The following is a 20,577-nucleotide window of genomic DNA, read 5'->3' on the forward strand; positions in this document are numbered from 1 at the left end:
ACCCTCGGTTATACGTGAAGCTGAATGATTTCCTACCCTTGGCTTGTTGCGCAGAGAGCGTCCCGATCAGTTTTGGCCCCGCCATGCCGATCCAATCTGCATAAACATAAATGTCCGTCCGGTCTGCCATACTAAGACTTGCCAATCAGTTTCAAATCCTGCAATTTCCTTCCCAATTCATCGTCAGCAGCCAATTTGAGAAAATCGTCTTGCAAGCCCAGAACGCGCAGAACATTGAAATATGCTCCTATCGACACGCTAGGGTTACCTTTCTCAATGTGGTACAATGTAGTGCGATCAATACCTGCCCGTTCAGATACCTGAATGGTCGTGAGTTTCCGCCGCTTGCGGGCTAACTTGATGTTTTCGCCCAATTGTTCCAGAATTTTCTGGAATCTGGGTAGCACAACTTGCTTTTTGGTCTGCATAATGTTGATTATTATAAACAAAAATATAAATAATGTTGAAAATAATCAACATCATTTATACCGTGCGCAGTCGCGGCATCCCGGAGGATAATTTCGGGTGGCTGGCAAGCTGTTAGAAGTTCACTAAACATTATATTGCTTTTAACATAAAACTCTTCCACGATGACCCTTTGGACAGAGTCGAAATCCCTTGACGAAATCATTAAATTACAGACAAAGGCTACAAATTAATAGGCGTTTCCTGACGCAATCCTTAGCGAAAAACGCCCTTTTAGGGGGGCAGCAAAAAATAAATTATTCAAATCGCGATCGTTGGAGGAGCAGATGTTGTTGTCGAAAACGGAGCCAATCCTTTTTTTACCAACAATCATCAAGAAACCTTCACCATGAGTACACAGAACGAAACCACCACGCTCAAAAACAGTAAAGAATTATTTGTTAAAATGGTAGTCTCCAACTGGGAGCTGCAAAACCAGCGACTGAACGGCTGGCTGGCCCAATTGTCCGACGAGCGTTTGTTGGAGCCCGTTGCCGAAGGCAAAAACCGGGCAGTTTACCTGCTGGGCCATCTGATAGCAGTCAATGACGGAATGATCTCATTACTAGGCCTGGGCGAACGTCTGTACCCGGAATTGGATGAGATTTTTGTTAAAAACCCTGACCGCACGTTTGATGAAATCCCGACGGTAGCGGACCTGAAAACAAAATGGGCTAATCTGAATGCGGTATTGACCCGCTACTTCACCGAGCTCGATGCGGACGAATGGTTCGGCAAACACAATGCGGTTTCTCAGGAAAATTTCGCGCGCGAACCGCATCGGAATAAGCTTAATATATTGATTAACAGGACGAATCATGAAGCCTACCACCTCGGGCAGCTTATTTTTTTAAAAGCCTGACATCGCTTTAAGATTGTTGTAAAAGTCAGGGAATTTGTAATATTTTACAGATTATTCACCACTCCATAAACCTTCATCACTCACCACCATGGCTGTATACAACCTATCATTAAATGGTAAAAAGGTGAAAGTCGATGTGGAACCCGATATGCCTTTGCTATGGGTGATACGCGACTTTGCCGATCTGAAAGGGACCAAATTCGGGTGCGGAATGGCGCTATGCGGCGCTTGCACGATCCACCTGAACGGTCAGCCGACACGGGCATGCCAGACACCGGTTTCGAGTGTCGGGAAAAACGATAAAATCACGACGATCGAAGGTATCGGCGAAGGCAAGATGAGCATTATCCAGAAAGCCTGGATAGAGGAGCAGGTCCCGCAATGTGGTTATTGCCAGTCGGGACAGATCATGTCGGCCGCAGCGTTGCTGAAATCCAACCCATCACCGACCGACGCGGACATAGACGCGGCTATGAGCGGCAACTTGTGCCGCTGCGGCACTTACGACAGGATCCGAAAGGCGATTCACCGCGCCTCGGATGAAATGAAAGTAGCCGGGAAAGGGATCGGTCAGCGTTAATGCAAGTTCATCAACCTTAGCCACAGAAAACATTGGAAAATATACAAACATCGCGGCGCGACTTCCTGAAAGCCGCCGGATTTACATCGATCGGACTGGCCGTAGGCATTTCGGGCTTTACCAGGGATGCTTCCCTGAAAAAGATCGCCCCGGCGGTATTGAAGCTGGAAATCAATCCATTCATTATTATCGATACCACCGGAAATATCACGTTGGTGAATCCGCGCCCGGATATGGGCCAGGGCTCGACGCAGGCCGTGCCGTCGCTATTAGCCGAAGAGCTGGAAGTGAGCCTGGAAAAGGTGCTCATTGTACAAAGCGACGGTAAAGGCAAATATGGTAGCCAGACCTCCGGTGGCAGCAGCTCGGTGCGCGAGCTGTGGATGCCGATCCGTAAAGCCGGTGCAGCAGCGCGGGAAATGCTGACGACCACCGCAGCCAAAAGGTGGAACCTGCCCGCTGCGGAATGTGTAGCCGAAGACGGTAAAATATGGCATAAGGCTAGCGGAAAGAGTCTCTCTTACGGAGAGCTGGCAGATGATGCCTCGAAGCTGGAAATCCCCAAAGAGCCCAAGCTGAAAGAACCGAAGGATTTCAAGATCATCGGAAAGTATAACAAGCGTCTCGATGTACCCGAGCGGGTGACAGGAAAGGCTGTTTATGGCCTTGATGTGGACGTGCCGGGTATGGTGTACGCCGCCATCGTGCATTCGCCGATGATCCATGGCAAAGTTGCCTCGATCGACGATTCGGATGCGAAAAAGGTGAAAGGCGTTTTGCAGGTAATGAAAACCGAGCGGACCATGCCGCACCGTACCTCGGAAGCCGTAGCCGTTGTGGCTACCAACTGGTGGGCCGCATTGAAAGGCAAGCGGGCGCTGAAAGTCAATTGGGATAATGGTAATTATGCCAAAACGGTGGATACTGCCAGCTATTTCGCCGCGACTTATGAGGCCGCCCAAAAGGAAGGCGTGAATTTTGAAGAGAAGGGTGATTTTGCAGCCAAATATGCTACCGCGAAGGACAAGCTTGAATCTCACTATGAAACGCCATTTCTCGCGCATGCGCCTATCGAGCCCGAGAACGCGGTCGTACATGTGAAGGATGACGGCTCGGTGGAGATATGGGCGCCGATTCAAGGGCCGGACTGGGCATTGAGAGATGTTTGCGGGTATTTGAAAGTGAAACCCGAACAGGTGAAAATCAATGTGACGTTGCTGGGTGGTGCATTTGGCCGCAAGGCTTACCATGACTTTCTGCTCGAAGCATGCCACATTTCAAAAGAGCTGAAAAAGCCCGTCAAAGTAATCTGGACCAGGGAAGACGACATTACCCAGGGACCGTATCGCCCCGGGATGCTGAGCCACATGCAGGGATTTGTAGAAGATGGCAAGATCACGGGTTTCCATCACCATGCAATCGGGGAGTCCATCGTAGGACAGGTTTTTAAAGGACTGAAAGACGACGAGGCTGATCCGTGGCTGAGCGAGGAAATCAGTACAGGGAACAACAAATACCAGTTTGCAACAGCTTCGAAAGTGAGCTGGACGAATGTGAAAACCGACATTCCCGTGGTTTGGTGGCGGTCGGTGTATGCTTCCAACTTCGGCTGGGGGCAGGAATGCTTTGTGGATGAACTGGCGCATCTGGCCAAAAAAGATCCGTTAAAAGCACGTCTTGAAATCCTGCCGGACGAGCGCTTCAAAAAGGTGCTCGAAACGCTGGCGGAAAAAGCCAATTGGAATGAGAAGCTTCCCGAAGGCAGCGGCAAGGGAATTGCGGTCTTCAAATCATTCGGAAGCATTTCGGCCTGCTGCATTACAGTTTCCAAAAAGGACAGCGGGGTTAAAATCGATAAGGTCGTGTCTGTGATCGATTGCGGCTATTATGTAAACCCGGACAACGTAAAGGCGCAGACAGAGGGAAATATCGTGATGGGGATCACTGCCGCGATCAAGGATGGAATCACATTCACCAACGGCATTTGTGACCAGACCAACTATCACCAGTTCAATGTCATGCGGATGAACGAGGCGCCTCCTATGGAAATCCATATTGTTGACAGCGGGGCCGTTCCGGGCGGGGTAGGAGAACCTGGCCTGCCACCGATCGCTCCCGCGCTGGGTAATGCGATATTCGCAGCCACCGGCAAGCGACTTCGGAAACTGCCTTTTGACATTACTAATATTGCCTGATAAAATGGCCTATGATGAACGGGTAGCCAATCGCATTCGCGAGGCTCTGGTTAATCAGCCCTTGGTGGAGGAGAAATCCCTCTTCCAGGGGCTGGCTTTTATGGTCGATGATAAGATGTGCATCTGTGTCCGCAACGATGTGCTGTTATGCCGCATCGGGCCCGACGAATATGATGCGGCGCTGGAAATGAATGGCGTGGAGCCGATGATCCACAACGGGCGGTCGATGAAGGGTTATGTATTTGTAAATCCGGAAGGATATGCCTCCCGGGAAGCCTTTGAGTCATGGGTGGCCAGGTGCCTTAGCTTCAATAAGGTTGCCAAGTCATCCAAAAAGAAAAGTAATGGAGGAACTGTTGGTTAACCAGAAATATCAGCTGGAAAAATTTCCCGGAAAGGGAGGCTGGACATACGTGGTCCTGTCCGAAATCCCGCAGAATATCAAACGGAAGTTCGGGATGGTGAAGGTTAAAGGGCGCATTGATGATTATGAATTGATGGGCTACAATCTGATGCCTATGGGAACGGGCCAGCTGTTCCTGCCCGTGAAAGCGGAAATCCGCAAGCGAATCCGCAAAAAGGAAGGTGATTGGGTAACGGTAGAGCTCTATGCCGACAATTCGGCATTAGTTATCCCGGAAGAACTGATCGATTGCCTTAAAGATGAGCCCAAAGCCTATACCAACTTCATGAAACTCGGCGAAGGTGCTCAAAAAGAATACCGCGACTGGGTTTATTCTGCCAAAAAGGACGAAACGAAAGTAGCCCGTATCGCCAAAATGATCGATATGCTATTGCAGGGAAAGCGGCTGACGGGCGATCAGCCGATTTGAATTAATGTTTCCAATAAAAAGTCCCTACCGAATTGCGATAGGGATTTTTTATTGGAAGCATGCCAATCCTTACTCCGCGCCGTCCGTCTTAGCCCGTTGAACGGCATAGCCGCCGATCTTGTGGCCGGATGACAGGCCGACTTCGCAGTCGAAGCGGTAGTGGATCATACCGTAAATGCGGGACACCGATGCTTCGGACGCCATGTCGTCGACCTCCTTCTTTTTATCAGGGAAAATGTGCGCTAACACCTCGGCTGCGGCTCCCGAGAATGTAGAGTGGCCCGATGTGTAGGACGGGAAGTTAGGCAACCCGACAGAGGTTTTGATCTTGCTGCTCATCTGGTTCGGGCGTGGATAATAGTACCAGTACTTCACGTCCCAGCAGCAGATTCCCGCATCCTGCATGGTGGTGCCCAGCAGGGCAAGTGTACGAGCGGTGCGCACCTCGCTGTATTTGTTTTCGTGGCATAATTCGGCGCCCTTCCTGTGCCAGTGGCCCGGAGGGGTGTAGCTTCCAACGCCATCGGACCAGAAGCTGGCGATACGTGCTTGCTCGCGCGTCTGATTTTTAGCGATGTTGAGCAATTCGTCGAGATCCTTTTGGTATGCAGGGCTACCGATGGTTGGCGGCGCCTCGGGACGGAGCGCTACTACCGTTGCCGAATCGAAATTCCAGGGCTTTACGAGGCCGTAGGTCGGCAGCATAGGCGGACGTGGGGGGAACTCCTGGCTTACCCACGGCTCGGTAACACCGATTTTCCGTGCGTTCGCGATCATGGAGGCTGTTTGCGCCTGGTTGTTGGCGCCGCTCATTTTGTCGGTTTTAGCGCGTGCCATGATTTTGGCGCCTACCGCTTTGCCCAGCTCGGATCCGGCCAGGATATCACTTTCGACGTTCATTCCTGCCGATATTCTGCTTTGTTTGTGCTCGGCCAGTTTGGCTTCCAGGAAAGGTACTTCGCCAGGGAACATTGCTTTGAGGATCACGCAGGAAACCTCGGCAACGACTGCGTCTTCTGATGGGTAAGACGGAAGATCGCTCACAGGTAGCAGCGTTTTGATCGAAGTATCGTTCTTGGAAGGGGCTTTACGGTTGTATTTGAATTTGTAGTTCCACGCGGCTACCAGCGCGTCATACTGCGCTACACTCAGGTAGGCAAGGGCGCGTGCTGTGTAGGGCGGGTTGGCAAACGGGAATTTTGGATCTTCCAATGGTTTGCTCGCGTCGGGTACCGGGTACTTGCCATCCGCATTTGAAGCCGGCGGGCTGTTGTAGCGTGCAGCTAATTCGCGTGCTATTTCGTTCCACCGGTATACTGCGCCTGCTCCCCAATAATTGATTTGCTCGCGTTGCTGCGGAGTAACGGCGTCAGTTGCGGTTTTCAGCTTTTGAAGTTCAGCTTTATATTCAGCGGAAGCCGCTTCCTTGGGTTCTGCAACAGCGATGTCGCCAGACGAAGCTAGTACGTAAGGTTTCCAGGTACCGGCTTTTTCGTCCAGGCTGGAAGGAGTGTTGATGCCCGCAGTGGGTTCATCGACGGTCTTGGAGCAGGACCATAGCATCATCACCGCCATAGCCGGTAGGGCAAAGCGAGTGATGGATTGCCTAAGAGAGATATAGTTGATTTTCATCGTTTCAGTCTGGAATGTTAGTTTTTAGCTTCTTTGAGGTAGCGGAACTGGTAAAGCACGCCTACGGAAAAGGCGGTGCTTTGCCCCATATTCTGCCCCGAGATCACATGCGACGCGCGCGCATTCACGCCAATATTTTTAGGCTGGAATTTGGCATATAACCCTACCAAAGTCGCCTTCATATTGTTGCTCGGGAAAGGCATGTCATTACGGCGGATGTTATCGCCGCCATCACATGCGCCGTATTCGATAAAACCTTCGGCCTGGATGGATTTTTTTAGATAACCGAGTCTTGCCGAAGCGTCGTATGCATTGGGGACGGATACCTTGTTGGTGTTATACAGCTTGCCGTCGGCCTGATAAGAATCGCGGTCGATGGTAATTTTGCTTCTGAAAATATAGGAGCCCGAGGCGGTCAGGTAAATGCCGCTGCTATGCCGGTAACTGGCCAGCAACCGTGCAGTGGCTGTTTTGCATTGCAGACCGATTGACATCGGCAGAAAGTCGGGGATGTAGTTGGATGCGGGAATCGATGCGCCTCCGATGGCGTGCAGCGAGAATCCCGATTTGTTCAGGAGGCGGTATTTCAACCAGAGGGAGGCATCCTGTACGCCCTTCTGCCACCTGAGGTTACCCGCGCTGGCTTGTGTCCATACGTAAGGCAATGCCACGATGGCATTGAGGTCTTTCGTAATACCGACTGCCAGCATCGGCATGATGCTTTGTGTCGTATGCGTACCGATATTGAGGTTTTCACGCTTCAAAGTGTTTTCCCAATATTGGTCCCACGAGCTGTGCGTGTAGGATACGGCCAGACAGGCCGTTTTCTTGCCCATATAAATAGCGTCATTGGGCATCTGCGCGTAGGCGGAGGATATCGAGCCGGCGATCGTCAGCAATATGCCGAGCAGACGCAGCCCTTTTTGATGTAAAGAACTTATCATAGATCAGAAATTAATATGATGGCGCACACCTGAATGGTGCAAATAGTGTAGCATAACACCTACGGTTCAGCATGTCTGAACCTAGTGCGTCATGATTTTAAAGAGCATGTCAGCAATGTTCGGGCGGGGGAGATGCCAGCGAGGTTGGGTATGAGGGGTAATGCGGCGCAACATAATGCGTATGGGCCGATAAACGAAGTTCTTGCGCGATGGCCTCGGAATGAGCCGGGAACTGCTGCGTATTGGGAATATAAATTTTCCAAAGGTTGCCGAGCAACTCCACGGCTTTGCCGTACGGACTCTGGGGAAAGTCGGCCTGGGGATCATTCAGTACCTGGATCGCATTGGCCAGTTCAAAAAAGTGGTCGCGGGCTGCTTCATTGGATTGCAGCGTCACGTAAAGCGTATCGTTCTCGTGTACGACATGGGTGGGGTTGTAAAACTGCCCGTCCTGGCGAACCAGCCCTTCTATGTTTTCAGTGATTTCCAGATCGCCGGAATAGGGTAGCGACGGAAGGTACATTTTCCTGACCAGCGAGCGGCCCGCTTCGCCGGCAGTAGCGATCTGGTAGTCCTTTTCAAAGTAAAGAACAGCGAAGCTTAGCCCAAACATGTTGTAGAGCAGCAATATCAGTAACCCTATCGACGCCAGTCTTCTCAATTCTTAAAGAGGATTTATGATCAAATGTAATCACTTTAGGTACATATAAACAAGGGACTCTTTAAATCATTAACAGGCTCATTTACTGCAATATGTAGTAACCATGGGTTATTTAATATAGGATGAATGGGTTATTTATTTGGATTTCAGAGATATGTATAGCAGGCCTGGGTTAACGATTGTTAAAATTCACTATCTTGATCCCTCCAACATGTACCCCTGAAAGCCATGCGAACCGAACTGTCTTTGTCTGCGCTTTGTAAGCACACGGTACTGAGCCTGTTGCTGGCCTGCTGTGCATTCTCCCAGGAAAACACATTTACCCAAAAGGATTTCGAAGAGCTGAAACCGATCGTGGGAACCTGGCTGAATAAACGCCCGAGAGGTGATATTTACGAAACCTGGACCCGAAAAACTGACACGGAATTTATCGGGATGAGCTATACGGTGGCCGGCGCCGGTGCCGCAGCTGGCGATACGACGCCCCTTGAAAAGATCCGCCTTTATATCCGGGGTGGACAGATCGTTTACGCTCCGGTGGCCGCAGGGCAGAACGAGAATAAGGAGGTTTTGTTTAAACTAAAAAGCATCGAAGGCAAACGTTTCGTGTTCGAAAACCTGCAACACGATTTTCCCAAGCGCATTGTCTATGATTTCAGGTCAAATGATTCGCTTTATGCCCATATTGAGGGGGAAGTGCAGTCCCGGCAGCGCAGAGTCGACTATCCCTACCGAAGAATACATTAAATTATCCATAACACCATGAAGAGATCAGAGATCCTACCAATGCCCCCGTTTTTTGACCGATACATCAACCTAGTAGACGATATTGACCTTTTCGATGGTTTTTCAACACTTACGCCGGGGCATGTTTTTGCCGAAACGGAAAAGCTGATCGCGCTTGGAGACAGGGTTTATGCAGAAGGCAAATGGACTGTCAAGGACATTTTGCAGCACATAATCGATAATGAAAGGATTATGTCCTACCGGGCGCTTCGTTTTTCCAGGAATGATAAAACCCAGCTTCCGGGCTATGACGAAGCGATTCTTGCAGCAAATACGGTAGCCGGCCACCGCACCGTGGCCGATTTGATGGAGGAATGGAATGAGCTGCGCCGAAGCACCATCACTTTGTTTAAGAACATGGATAAAGCCATGCTGACGCGCGTGGGCAATGCCAATCAGACCGAAATAACAGCGCTCGCTCTGGGTTTTGTGATCCTTGGGCATCCGGTACACCACATGAACGTGCTCCGCGACCGCTATTTCCCGCTACTTTAAACCCCTGCTAACTGTTCGAGCGCCTCTTCCACCTTAGTTACCGGCAACTGGCAGGTTTTATCGAAGCAGACGTAAATGGCTGTTTTGGCATTTATTTCAGTTCGATTTTCCAGCAGCGGCAGCGTGGAGGAGGTGCTTGTGCCCATCACGATTTTGTTGGGGACAAAAAAGCGATCAAAATCCTTGCGCATCGCATCTGCATCGCCACCGACGATCGCGATTTCAGCGGTGGGCACGGCACGCTGGCAATACAGGGCAGCCCAGTTGGTAACCCATTGCACATCCGCCAGCAGCAGTTTGGTCATTTTAGAAAGCATATTGTCGGCTATTTCCAGGTACTCGTCGCGATCCAGCATTTTACCCAATGTGTAAAGATTATGGGCCATCATGGAGTTGGATGCCGGGATGACATTGTCAAAGAGCTCTTTTTTGCGCGCGATGAGCGCTTCGCCGTAGGTATCGGTAAAATGGAAGAAGCCTTCGGACTGGTCGAAGAAATTGCTTAACGTGTAATCGGCCAGGGTTTGTGCTTTTTGCAGCCAATCTTCCTCAAATGTGACCTGGTACAGCCCAAGATACCCCTCTATAACCGCGGCGTAATCTTCCAGAAAGCCGGTCACCGTGGCTACACCATTCTTGTAGCTGTGTTTCAAACGGTTTCCCTCCGTCATTTTGGATGCGATGAACTGCCCGGTAGCAATGGCCAGACCGCGTATTTCTTCATGCCCTAGCGCGCGGTAGGAATCAGTTAACCCTTTGATCAGTAGTCCGTTCCATGATGCCAGTATCTTGTCGTCCAGTCCCGGCCTGATTTTCGACCGGCGTTTTTCGGCCAGTTTGGCTAATGCATTTTCATACAATGCAGGAAAATCGCCGGCCTGAATTCCGGCGGTTTTTGCCGCATATTCAACGGGCTCGGTCAGGTGTAGGTGATTGTAACCGTGCTCCCAATTCCCTTGCCGCGATATTTTGTAAAGTTTTGAAAACCAGTTGAAATCTTCGCCCAATGCGGCTTTAAGCTCCTGCTCGGTCCAAATGTAAAATTTGCCTTCGATGCCTTCGCTGTCCGCGTCCAATGCCGAGAAGAAGCCGCCGTCCGCACTGCGCATCTCGCTTGTGAGCCATTGAATGGTTTGCTCGATACGGCTTGCATAAAGCGGGTTCTGAGTCAGCGCATAGGCTTCTGCGTAAATGCTAAGCAACTGCCCGTTATCGTAAAGCATTTTCTCGAAATGCGGGATAAACCAATCCTCGTCCACCGAATAGCGCGCCCAGCCGCCACCGACGTGATCGTAAATCCCACCCAGGGCAATGCGGTTCAGCGAGAGCTCAACCTGCGCCAATGCTTCGGGATTTTGGCTGATATCGAAATAGCGCAGCAAAAATTTGTAGATCGAAGGCATCATGAATTTCGGCGCACGGTCCATACCACCTTTCTGTGTATCAAAACGCCGCTGAATTTGCTCGAACATCAGGTCTGCATCGCTGGTATTGAACTGAACAGTACCACTGACCAGGCCGTATTTCTGGCTCTCGGAAGCGACCATGTTTTGGACAAAGCCCTCAGCGGAGCTGGCCAGCTCGTCGTAGTGATTGGTAAATGCCTGGTTAATGCTCTTTAAAAGCTGCACCCAGTTTTGAGCAGGCAGGTAGGTCACCCCGTAAAATGGTTTAGTATCCGGCAGCAGGAACACATTCAGCGGCCAACCCCCACGCACGCCCATGGCTTGCACGGCGTCCATGTATACCGCGTCCACGTCGGGCCGCTCTTCCCGGTCGACCTTGATGCACACGAAATATTCATTCATTACCTGGGCTATGGGCTCCTTTTCAAAGCATTCGCGTTCCATCACGTGGCACCAGTGGCAGGCTGAATAGCCGATACTGACCAGGATAGGTTTGTTTTCGCTTTTGGCTTTGGATAATGCTTCTTCACCCCAGGGATACCAATCCACCGGATTGTGGGCGTGTTGAAGCAAATATGGGCTGGTTTCTTTGCTGAGTCGGTTCATAGCAGTGCAGGCAGCGGCTATTGCAGGATCACTACCTTTTTAATGACAGTTCGGTTATTGGTAGTAAAACGGGCAAAATACATGCCAGACGATAGTTTAGGCAAAGGGATCGTCATCCTGGTTTGGCCGGCGAATGCTTTCAGTTTTTGTTGCAGAAATATCTGCCCTTTGCTATTGGTCAATGCAAATTCGACGTCGGTAACGCCGTTGATACCCGCCAGCGAAACGTTAAGCTCCCGTGCCGCCGGGTTTGGATAAACATTTACCATATCGATAGACGGTTCGACACCATTGACAGAATCGTTCAAATCGAATTTACAGAGGAAAACCTCTTTTCCCTTTAACGTAATGTTGCGCGCCCAGTTCTGATAGGAAACGGTGATCGAAGTCGTAGCGTTATCGGCTGCATATGGATTTTGAGCGGCGATCAGGATATTCTGGCCCTTTACAATGCCTCGCCAAACCGGGCTTTGCTGTTCCATATTGTCCCGCGCCGACATGGGGATCACCAGCTGATAAGCCCCTTCAAGCATATCCTTGAATTGGGAGAGCCTGTACAGCCCGTAAATGAAATGCTCGTAGGGCGCATAATTTTCCTGCCTGTCGGCCGATAAAAACGGGTTTTCCCAAAGCCAGAGGCCCTTTGCTCCGGAAAAGAAGGGGAAAATAGCGGTGGCTTCCGCCATAAAATCGGTGATCAGCGGGATGTTCGGGTCATAGCTATCGTGTACACGCAGCCATACGAACGGGATGATAGGCTTGGTGCTCCAAGCGGCATTCACTTCAATACTGAATAGCAGGTAGGAGAGGTAGTCCTTGCCGATAGGGTGATCGTAACCATAATAGTAATAGGGCGAGGGCGACAGAAAGTCCATGGCATTGTAAAAGCTACCTCCGATCTTTCCCGCATTGTCCTGCATCAGGTAATGCGTACGTGCAAGGTTAGTGGTCCAGTCCTGCCAGCTGTTGGCGGTGATATTCAGCCAGGTATTGCGGATGGGAACGTCGCTGTAACTGGTCAATGAAGCCTTTACACCTTTCGCGCGCAGACGGTTAGCGGCCTCGGTATACCACCAGCGGATATCCCGCTTGTAAGTAGCGAGGAAGTCGGCGTCGGACAGGTTTCGGTAGCTTTGGGGGATCTGCGTATTGGTTTTCAAGGCAAGAATATCGCGGTCTTCGCGCTGCATGCGTTCAATGTCCAGGCACACCACATCGGTGCTGGTAACAGTGCTTGCATAATTATCCCAGTAGCTCCGGTAAGCGGCAGTATCATTGCCCCACGGGCTTTTCAGCACATTATCGGCCCACGGCTGGTTACCACTCGATGTGGCCACCCCGTACCAGAGCATTGCGCGCTGGCCTGGCGCGAGCGAGCCAGGTTCAGAACCGCTGAATGCGGAAATATGGCTGAAACCATGCCTCAGTGGCTGTGACTGGGTGTCCCCGAAGCGCGGTCCGCTGTAAATTACTTTAAATGGGAGCGAAAACTCGGGGAATTTGCCCCATTCGATGCTATTGTTCGTTTTTACCGGGTTTAGCACATAACCGGGCTGGCAATTTTGACTCTGCGCTTTTGATGCGCAGAGCAGTACACTCAGAAATATGCTGAAAAATGCCTTTGAATAGATGTTTGTATAGTATGTCATAAGATAAGACCAGACAAATTCGTTACTTTTGCAATGTCGCCAATTTCATTTTTCCGGGACGCGCAGTCCGCGACGCGTAGTCCGGGACGCGCAATCCGGGACGCACAGTTCAGCAGAATAGAAATTGCCTTGAAACGTAAAATACAATCAACATGAAACGACTACTTCTTTTTGTTCCAGTCCTGTTTTTCTCGCTTTTGATGATTAGCTGTGGTGGCAAAGATAACAACGAAACGCCGGAGCCGACAGCAAAGAGTAAAATACTGGTCAATTATCCATGGAGAATGTCTTCCGTAACGGATTTGTCTGGAAAAGACATTCCTAAAACGCAATTAAGTGGTGACACAAAGTTCATTCTGGAAATGGACATTCAGTTCCAGCAAAACGCGACGGTGAGGGCTTTGGATCAAAATTCCAGCCAGGTAATCAATGGCGGCACCTGGTATCTGATCAACGAAGAAAAGGCGCTGGATATCAAGATCGTCGGATTCTCCGGTGAATTCGGACTGGAAGAGCTGACCAACAGCAAAATGAGGCTGAAAAGCAAAATGCCGGTTAACGGGGTAGAGCAGGAGGCGATCATGGTCTTCCAGCCTGTGATCAAATAACCGGTGGTGCAGTATACAATTTATAGTGAAAAGCGGCGGCTAAAATCTGCCGCTTTTCTTATTTTGTACAAATTTTTTTGAATGAAAAAGAACGTTCCCTCCATCATCAACGCGTGGTGCATGTACGACTGGGCCAATTCAGTGCACGCATTGGTGATCGTTTCCAGCATTTTCCCCGTCTATTTCAGCGCGACCGCATTAAGCGCTTCGGGTACGCCCGAGGTTAATTTTTTTGGGGCGCAGATCAAAAGCTCCGTACTTTTCTCCTACACGGTCTCCGTTTCATTCCTTATCACAGCATTGCTGATCCCCATTTGCACGGCCATTGCCGATTTTACAGGGAAGAAGAAGCGGTTTATGCAGTTTTTCTGCTACACCGGGGCGGTGAGCTGTATGCTGCTATATTTTTTTACCAAAGAAACTATGCTTTCCGGGGTGTTTCTCTTTGGTTTGAGTTTGATCGGATGGAGCGGTAGTATCGTCTTCTACGACTCTTACTTGCCCGAGATCGCTACCGAAGATCGATTCGACAAGTACAGTGCGCGTGGTTTTTCGCTGGGGTACCTGGGTAGCGTGTTGTTGTTACTGTTCAATTTGAGCATGATCCTGGCGCCGCAATTCTACGGCATTACCCAGAAGTCGCTTCCTGCACGTATTTCATTTTTTACCGTGGGAGTGTGGTGGATACTGTTTGCCCAGATCCCATTTTATTACCTGCCATCAGGCAACGCGGAGAAGGAAAAGAGCGGGAACTGGATATTTCACGGGTTTAGGGAACTAAGAAAGGTATACGGGCGTCTGCGCGAGCAGCCTTACCTGGCCAAGTTTCTGAGCGCGTTTTTCATCTATACGATGGGCTTGCGCACGGTCATGTACGTGGCGACGATCTTTGGTGCAAATGAATTGAAATTGCCTTCGCAAAGCCTGATCATCACCGTGCTGCTGATTCAGCTGGTCGGGATTGCCGGCTCTTACACATTTGCCTGGCTATCGGGAAAGATCGGTAATATCTATGCTTTAATGATTGGGGTCGCTGTCTGGATCGGCATCTGCACCGGGGCTTATTACACCACCGAAGCGATGGAGTTTTACGTGATCGCCTGCACGGTGGGGATGGTAATGGGCGGCATTCAGTCGCTTTCCCGGTCGACTTATTCCAAACTGATCCCTGAGAATATCACGGACACTGCTTCCTATTTCAGCTTTTACGATGTGACCGAAAAGCTCGCGATCGTGATTGGTACATTTATATATGGTACCGTCGAGCATATTACAGGCAGCATGCGCAACAGCATATTGGCATTGCTGGTTATTTTCGTGATCGGCTTGATGCTGCTATACCGCATTCCTTCCAGGAAAGTTTACAACTTCGAATTGGATCGTAACGAAAATTGAGCTAATATCGCGGCACCAAAAAGCAGGATGTTAGCTCAGCTGGTTCAGAGCGCCGCCTTGACAGGGCGGAGGTCAGCGGTTCGAACCCGCTACGTCCTACAAATGTAAAGGCCTGTATGATTGCAGGCCTTTGTTGTTTGCTTCTTAATATCAATCCCTGATAACCAGTCGGCTAGTCACAATGGATGGGCGATCACAAACATGTCGCGTACACCGGCTGCGATTTTGGAGCTGCCACCGAAAGTGAGATTGCCTCTGTAAAATCCTGTCAGGTAAGGTTTGCCATGAGACCCTACCGCGACGCCCGTACCGATGACAAAGTCGTCGCTGCGCGGAAATTCTGCGCGTTGGAGCGAGCCGTCCGGACCATATTTTAACAGGACCGAAACATTGCTGATCACATAAGTATTGCCCGATTGGTCTGTGGCTACTCCCGCGCCCTGGGAATTCATATCAAGGGGCGTGCCCCATAACAAACTGCCGTCGGAACTGTATTTGTTTAAAAAGCCGTTGGCTTCTACTTCGTGTTGGCCGGTCACAAATATATTGCCAAGCCTGTCTGTGGTGATGCCTATGCCTGAGTCAGAGTCCGGCCCTCCGTTTGACAGCATCCATTGAAACGAGCCGTCCTTGCTGTATTTGGCAATAAACACGTCCGCGTTACCTGCGGAAGTTCTGGTGGTATTGCCAAAGGTTGTTGTGCCGAAATAGGTACCGGTTACATAAACATCGCCACTATTGGGGTCTGTGGCAATTCCGTTGCCGGTTTCGCGGTGGCTGCCTCCTGCTGATTGTACCCACAAAAATTCTCCGTTGGTGTCGTATTTGGCGACAAACAGATCGAATTCTCCGGCGGATTGCTTACGAATGCTGCCAAAAAAGCCGGTGCCCTGAAACTCCCCGGTCACATACACATTGGCCATATTATCGATGGCCAGGTCATATCCGCGCTCCCCACCGTCGCTGCCGGCGGAGCGTATCCACTGTGCCTGTCCGTTGGTGTTATATTTGGCGATGAACACATCGGCGCTGCCCGCGGAGGTAACCGAGAAGTTGCCGGCAGAAATTGTTTCATAATAATGGCCGGTCACGTATACGTTGCCGTTTGCATCGACGGCAATGCCGTGTCCCTCGTCGTATGAGGTGCCCCCGATGGTTTCCACCCATTCAAGCAGTCCGTCTGGCTTATATTTCGCGATAAATACATCGGTGTTTCCCGCAACGGTTTTGGTAATGCTTCCGAAAGTGGTAGTAGCAGAAAATGATCCGGTCACATAAATGTTGTTTGCCGTGTCCAATGCAATGTCATAGCCGATGGCATTTCCTGCGGTTATAATAATGGGTGGGGTTATAGTCCCGATTGTATCCGGTTTTCCGACACTCTCAGGGATAGGAGCAGGTTCATGGGTGTGTGAGTTTTTGCATTGCCATAGTCCTAAACATAAAATGAAAAGACAAATATATCTCATGATAAATGAAAGATTTGGTAAGAAGTAAATCCGGCCGGATCAGGTGATTGCGGATACATAGACCAAAATACAGGCCCATTGAGTTGCACGGTTTCAGTAATAATTTCAATAACCAGAGTTTTATTATTACTTTAAAAAGACAAAGCTGAATTGAATCTGGAATTGTTGATTGTATTGAATGATTATGCTGGAATTGACGGAGCGCCGATGGGCGTTGTTTGATTATGTGAAGGAAATGCACGGCGGTCAGAAACGTAAATACACCGGTGCACCCTACTACACGCATTTACTGAGCGTAGCCGACCGCGTCGAACAATACGTGCAAAATGGTTATGAAACCGAAATAGCATTTTGCCACGATTTGATCGAAGACACCGAGTGTTCATTGGCTGACTTGTCTTACAAACTGATGAGCATTGGCTATAACATCGAGGAGGACGAGGTGATACTTGCCGGCGTAGACGACCTGACCGATAAATATACCACCGAAAGGTATCCGTCACTGAACAGGGCGGAGCGGAAGGAGCTTGAAAGCGCAAGGATAGTAGCGTCACGGCCGATTGCCCAGACTGTCAAGTACGCGGATATTATCGATAATATGCTTTCGCTGGCCGAGCATGATCCGGGCTTTGCACGGGTGTACGCGCGTGAAGTGGATAGTTATTTATGGAAGATCAATATGGGAAATCCAGGGCTCTACGCGGCTTGTTGCCAACTTCTGACGGAGGTCAAGGGCAAACTGAGGATCGACCAGAATTAGATCAGGCTCATTAAAAAAGCCTGCTTCGCAAAAAAAGAAGCAGGCTTTCATTATATCGGTAGCTAATTAAAGCGTCCGTTTTACTTCGCGTAGCTCGAAACTTTCGATGATATCGCCGATTTCGATGTCGTTGTAGTTTTTGATACTCAAACCACATTCGTAACCGTTTCTTACCTCCTGAACGTCATCTTTGTAACGTTTCAGCGAGTCGATTTCGCCCGTGTAAAGTACGATACCGTCGCGGATCACGCGGATCTTGTTGTTGCGTTTCACATAACCATCCGTAACGTAGCAACCTGCAATGGTTCCTATACGGCTGATCTTGAACACCTCGCGGATTTCGATGTTTCCGGTGATGATCTCTTCGATCGTCGGAGCCAACATACCCGTCATCGCGTCTTTGATCTCTTCGATCGCCTGGTAAATTACCGAGTAGTGGCGGATCTCGATCTGATCCTGTTCGGCCATTTTCTTCGCATTCGAAGAAGGACGAACCTGGAATCCGACGATGATCGCATCGGAAGCAATCGCAAGGTTGACGTCCGACTCGGAAATCTGACCTACCGCCTTGTGAATGATATTTACCTGAACTTCCGAAGTTGAAAGTTGCAGCAATGAATCCGAAAGCGCTTCTACCGAACCATCCACATCACCTTTTACGATCAGGTTCAACTCGCGGAAGTTACCGATCGCCTTACGACGGCCGATCTCTTCAAGGGTAATGTGCTTGCGGGTACGGATCGATTGTTCACGCTGGATCTGCTCACGTTTGGTAGCAATGTCACGCGCGTCACGCTCGTTTTCGAAGACGTTAAAGCGGTCACCCGCCTGTGGCGCTCCGTTAAGACCAAGCAGCTGTACCGGCATGGACGGACCCGCTGTTTTGAGCCTTTTTCCAAGATAATCGGTCATTGCTTTTACTTTACCGAAGTGCGCACCGGCCAATACCACATCTCCAACTTTCAAAGTACCGGTTTGAACGAGGATCGTCGTCACGTAGCCGCGGCCCTTGTCGAGCGATGCTTCCACGACGGTTCCCGCCGCGCGGCGGTCCGGATTGGCTTTCAGTTCGAGCAATTCTGCTTCGAGCAATACTTTTTCGAGCAGCTCGTCGATACCCAGACCTGATTTGGAAGATATCTCCTGGGTTTGGTATTTACCACCCCATTCTTCCACCAAAAGGTTCATATTCGCCAGCTCTTCGCGGATTTTCTCGGTGTTGGCACCTGGCTTATCCACTTTACTGAATGCAAATACAATAGGTACACCGGCTACCTGTGCGTGGTTGATCGCCTCGCGTGTTTGCGGCATGACGCTGTCGTCCGCTGCGATTACGATGATTACTACGTCGGTAATTTTCGCACCACGTGCACGCATCGCGGTAAATGCCTCGTGACCCGGGGTGTCCAGGAATGTTACCGGCTTGCCGGTTTTGGTTTTAACACTATATGCACCAATGTGCTGGGTAATACCTCCGGCCTCACCGCTTGCTACGTTTTCCTGACGGATGTAGTCAAGGAGCGATGTTTTACCGTGGTCAACGTGACCCATGATCGTTACGATCGGTGCTCTTTCTTTCAGGCTGTCCTCGTCGTCGACTTCCTCCTGAACGTCGTTTTGTACTTCTTCTTCCGCTGAAATAAAGGCTACTTCAAATCCGAACTCGTCGGCAATGAAAGTAATGGCTTCCGCGTCGAGGCGCTGGTTGATCGAAACGAACATACCCATGCTCATACATACCGAGATTACCTCCTGCACGGTCACGTCCATCAGGGACGCCAGGTCGTTTGCAGAAACGAACTCGGTTACGCGCAATACCTTTGTTTCTTCGTCGTCGAAGCCGTTTGGATCGTTCTGATCTGTGCGGTCGCGGCGACGGCCTTTTCCTCTTGCAGGACCTTTGGCGTTACCACCACCCATACGGGCCATTGTCGCCTTGATATTGCTGGCAACTTCCTTATCGGAAACCTCCTCGCGGCGGCCGCCTCTGCGGTTGTTGTTGCTGTTATTGCCTCCACGGTTGCCCGGTCCGCCTTGCGCAGGACGTTGCCCGCCTCCTTGCTGGTTACCACCCTGAGAGGTATTACCCGGCGTGTTAGGACGGTTGCGGTTAGCATCGGTGCCAGCAGCATTGGTATTTGTATTATTGCCCGGAGTTGCTGCATTCGCGTCGGCTGGACGGTTTTCACCAGGGGCCGCCGCTCCGTCGCGGATTCGTTTCCTTTTTCTCCGGCGTTTTTTGTCAGCGGCATTGTCGCTGGAAGCTACCGGATCTTTCTTTTTATTAGAAGGGAGTTCAATTTTTCCAACTACCCTTAGGCCTCTGAGTTGTTCACCGCGGGCTTCGATCAGTTCCGATTCACCGGATGGCTGCTCTTCCGGCGTATTGCTGCTCTCCGGAGCAGCAGGTACCGTCGGTTTTTCAGCAACTGGCGCTGTCTCTTTCGGTTCCACAGGCGCAGGTGCTGGTTTAGCTTCTGCTGGTGCAGCCGGGCGCGGTTCTTCTTTCACAGGAGCCTCGGCGGCCGGAGCTGCGGCAGCCGGTGCTGCGGCAGCCGGTGCTGCTGGTGCAGCCGGAGTTTCTTTTACCGGGGCCTCTGCCGGAGCTTCCTTCACAGGTTCAGGCTGGGTTGCAACCGGTTTGATTTCTTCCTTCTCAACCGGCGCAGGAGCAGGCCTAGGAGTTTCTGCAACCACTTCCTTCGGAGCTTCCGCTTTGGGTTGTTCCTCAGGAGCGGGCTGTTGTACTACCGGCCGTTTTGCATCCAGGTCGATCTTGCCAACTACTTTGATACCAGGAAGTTTATTTTCAAAAGCAGGTTGTGGCTCGGCAGCGGAAGGTTTTTCTTCCACAACCGGTTTCTCGTCTGCTTTCGGTGTATTTCGGAAATATAGAATTCCCTCAACATCGCTTTTAACTTTGTCTTCCTTCACCTCAATCGGTGCTTCCACAGGAGGAGCAGCCGGTTTTTGTGTCAGGGAAGTTCTCAGCTCATTCGATTTGAAGTCCTTCGCAAGAAACTCAATTTGATCGGCATTAATTTTGGTATTCGGATTAGTTTCCACCTTATACCCCTTGGCAGACAGATGATCCACGATCGTAGTAATACCCACGTTCAGGATCCGTGCCACTTGGCTAAGGCGCATCATTTTATCTTCTGCCATATTAGCAATTTAGTAGAATAAGGTTTTGCATTGATTGCAGGGCTGTTTTGCACAGCCCCACGGGTT

Annotated in this window: 18 protein-coding genes and 1 tRNA gene; 11 read left to right on the forward strand and 8 right to left on the reverse strand. The window is 50.4% G+C overall.

Going from position 1 to position 20,577, the window contains the following annotated elements; all coding sequences use genetic code 11:
- Positions 1 to 131: 131 nt before the first annotated feature.
- A complete protein-coding gene (locus J7619_RS26800) occupies positions 132 to 428 on the reverse strand; it encodes a helix-turn-helix domain-containing protein (RefSeq protein ID WP_082217164.1) in 297 nt (98 codons plus the stop codon).
- A 386-nt stretch (positions 429 to 814) separates the two neighbouring features.
- Here J7619_RS26800 and J7619_RS26805 point away from each other — a divergent pair, with 386 nt between their 5' ends.
- The 5 genes from J7619_RS26805 to J7619_RS26825 all read left to right on the forward strand — a co-directional run bounded on the left by J7619_RS26805 (position 815) and on the right by J7619_RS26825 (position 4,935).
- The gene (locus tag J7619_RS26805; RefSeq protein WP_291206334.1) at positions 815 to 1,327 is read left to right on the forward strand and encodes a DinB family protein; all 513 of its coding nucleotides are present in this window, start codon (positions 815 to 817) and stop codon (positions 1,325 to 1,327) included.
- Between the two features lie 88 nt (positions 1,328 to 1,415).
- Positions 1,416 to 1,907 carry a (2Fe-2S)-binding protein gene (locus tag J7619_RS26810; RefSeq protein ID WP_291206338.1) on the forward strand — a complete coding sequence of 164 codons (492 nt, stop codon included), beginning with the start codon at positions 1,416 to 1,418 and terminating at the stop codon, positions 1,905 to 1,907.
- A 32-nt stretch (positions 1,908 to 1,939) separates the two neighbouring features.
- A complete protein-coding gene (locus tag J7619_RS26815; RefSeq protein ID WP_291206341.1) occupies positions 1,940 to 4,102 on the forward strand; it encodes a molybdopterin cofactor-binding domain-containing protein in 2,163 nt (720 codons plus the stop codon).
- Positions 4,103 to 4,106: 4 nt separating this feature from the next.
- A complete protein-coding gene (locus tag J7619_RS26820; protein ID WP_291206344.1) occupies positions 4,107 to 4,466 on the forward strand; it encodes a TfoX/Sxy family protein in 360 nt (119 codons plus the stop codon).
- Positions 4,447 to 4,935, forward strand: a complete 489-nt coding sequence (locus tag J7619_RS26825; RefSeq protein WP_291206347.1) for a YdeI/OmpD-associated family protein — start codon at positions 4,447 to 4,449, stop codon at positions 4,933 to 4,935. The genes J7619_RS26820 and J7619_RS26825 overlap by 20 nt, the downstream gene beginning before the upstream one ends.
- A 69-nt stretch (positions 4,936 to 5,004) precedes the next feature.
- Here the strand turns inward: J7619_RS26825 and J7619_RS26830 are convergent, their stop codons facing one another.
- The 3 genes from J7619_RS26830 to J7619_RS26840 form a co-directional block, all read right to left on the reverse strand.
- Positions 5,005 to 6,567 carry a phosphatase PAP2 family protein gene (locus tag J7619_RS26830; RefSeq protein ID WP_291206350.1) on the reverse strand — a complete coding sequence of 521 codons (1,563 nt, stop codon included), beginning with the start codon at positions 6,565 to 6,567 and terminating at the stop codon, positions 5,005 to 5,007.
- A 17-nt stretch (positions 6,568 to 6,584) separates the two neighbouring features.
- Positions 6,585 to 7,511 carry a hypothetical protein gene (locus J7619_RS26835; RefSeq protein ID WP_291206353.1) on the reverse strand — a complete coding sequence of 309 codons (927 nt, stop codon included), beginning with the start codon at positions 7,509 to 7,511 and terminating at the stop codon, positions 6,585 to 6,587.
- 109 nt (positions 7,512 to 7,620) lie between these two features.
- A complete protein-coding gene (locus tag J7619_RS26840) occupies positions 7,621 to 8,172 on the reverse strand; it encodes a hypothetical protein (RefSeq protein WP_291206356.1) in 552 nt (183 codons plus the stop codon).
- 228 nt (positions 8,173 to 8,400) lie between these two features.
- Here J7619_RS26840 and J7619_RS26845 point away from each other — a divergent pair, with 228 nt between their 5' ends.
- The gene (locus J7619_RS26845; protein WP_291206359.1) at positions 8,401 to 8,919 is read left to right on the forward strand and encodes a DUF6265 family protein; all 519 of its coding nucleotides are present in this window, start codon (positions 8,401 to 8,403) and stop codon (positions 8,917 to 8,919) included.
- Positions 8,920 to 8,934: 15 nt separating this feature from the next.
- Positions 8,935 to 9,453: a DinB family protein gene (locus tag J7619_RS26850; RefSeq protein WP_291206362.1), complete on the forward strand. Its 519-nt coding sequence runs from the start codon at positions 8,935 to 8,937 to the stop codon at positions 9,451 to 9,453.
- On the opposite strand, the gene J7619_RS26855 is transcribed toward J7619_RS26850, so the two are convergent.
- Together J7619_RS26855 and J7619_RS26860 are read right to left on the reverse strand one after the other, a co-directional pair.
- Positions 9,450 to 11,465 carry a thioredoxin domain-containing protein gene (locus J7619_RS26855; RefSeq protein ID WP_291206365.1) on the reverse strand — a complete coding sequence of 672 codons (2,016 nt, stop codon included), beginning with the start codon at positions 11,463 to 11,465 and terminating at the stop codon, positions 9,450 to 9,452. The genes J7619_RS26850 and J7619_RS26855 overlap by 4 nt on opposite strands.
- Positions 11,466 to 11,482: 17 nt before the next feature.
- Positions 11,483 to 13,114, reverse strand: coding sequence for a T9SS type A sorting domain-containing protein (locus J7619_RS26860; RefSeq protein ID WP_291206368.1), 1,632 nt, complete (start codon positions 13,112 to 13,114; stop codon positions 11,483 to 11,485).
- Positions 13,115 to 13,266: 152 nt separating this feature from the next.
- Here J7619_RS26860 and J7619_RS26865 point away from each other — a divergent pair, with 152 nt between their 5' ends.
- From J7619_RS26865 to J7619_RS26875, 3 genes are all read left to right on the forward strand, one after another.
- Positions 13,267 to 13,722, forward strand: coding sequence for a hypothetical protein (locus J7619_RS26865; RefSeq protein ID WP_291206371.1), 456 nt, complete (start codon positions 13,267 to 13,269; stop codon positions 13,720 to 13,722).
- Between the two features lie 81 nt (positions 13,723 to 13,803).
- Positions 13,804 to 15,117, forward strand: a complete 1,314-nt coding sequence (locus tag J7619_RS26870; protein WP_291206374.1) for an MFS transporter — start codon at positions 13,804 to 13,806, stop codon at positions 15,115 to 15,117.
- A gap of 24 nt (positions 15,118 to 15,141) precedes the next feature.
- Positions 15,142 to 15,216, forward strand: a tRNA-Val gene (locus J7619_RS26875).
- A gap of 77 nt (positions 15,217 to 15,293) precedes the next feature.
- On the opposite strand, the gene J7619_RS26880 is transcribed toward J7619_RS26875, so the two are convergent.
- Positions 15,294 to 16,391: an SBBP repeat-containing protein gene (locus tag J7619_RS26880; RefSeq protein WP_291206376.1), complete on the reverse strand. Its 1,098-nt coding sequence runs from the start codon at positions 16,389 to 16,391 to the stop codon at positions 15,294 to 15,296.
- A gap of 379 nt (positions 16,392 to 16,770) precedes the next feature.
- On the opposite strand from J7619_RS26880, the gene J7619_RS26885 reads away from it, so the two are divergent.
- A complete protein-coding gene (locus J7619_RS26885; protein WP_291206379.1) occupies positions 16,771 to 17,346 on the forward strand; it encodes a metal-dependent phosphohydrolase in 576 nt (191 codons plus the stop codon).
- Positions 17,347 to 17,412: 66 nt separating this feature from the next.
- Here the strand turns inward: J7619_RS26885 and infB are convergent, their stop codons facing one another.
- Entirely contained in the window at positions 17,413 to 20,511 is a 3,099-nt protein-coding gene (gene infB / locus J7619_RS26890) for a translation initiation factor IF-2 (RefSeq protein WP_291206382.1), read from the reverse strand.
- Between the last annotated feature and the right edge of the window lie 66 nt (positions 20,512 to 20,577).

The organism is Dyadobacter sp., from assembly GCF_017744695.1.
GTDB lineage: Bacteria > Bacteroidota > Bacteroidia > Cytophagales > Spirosomataceae > Dyadobacter.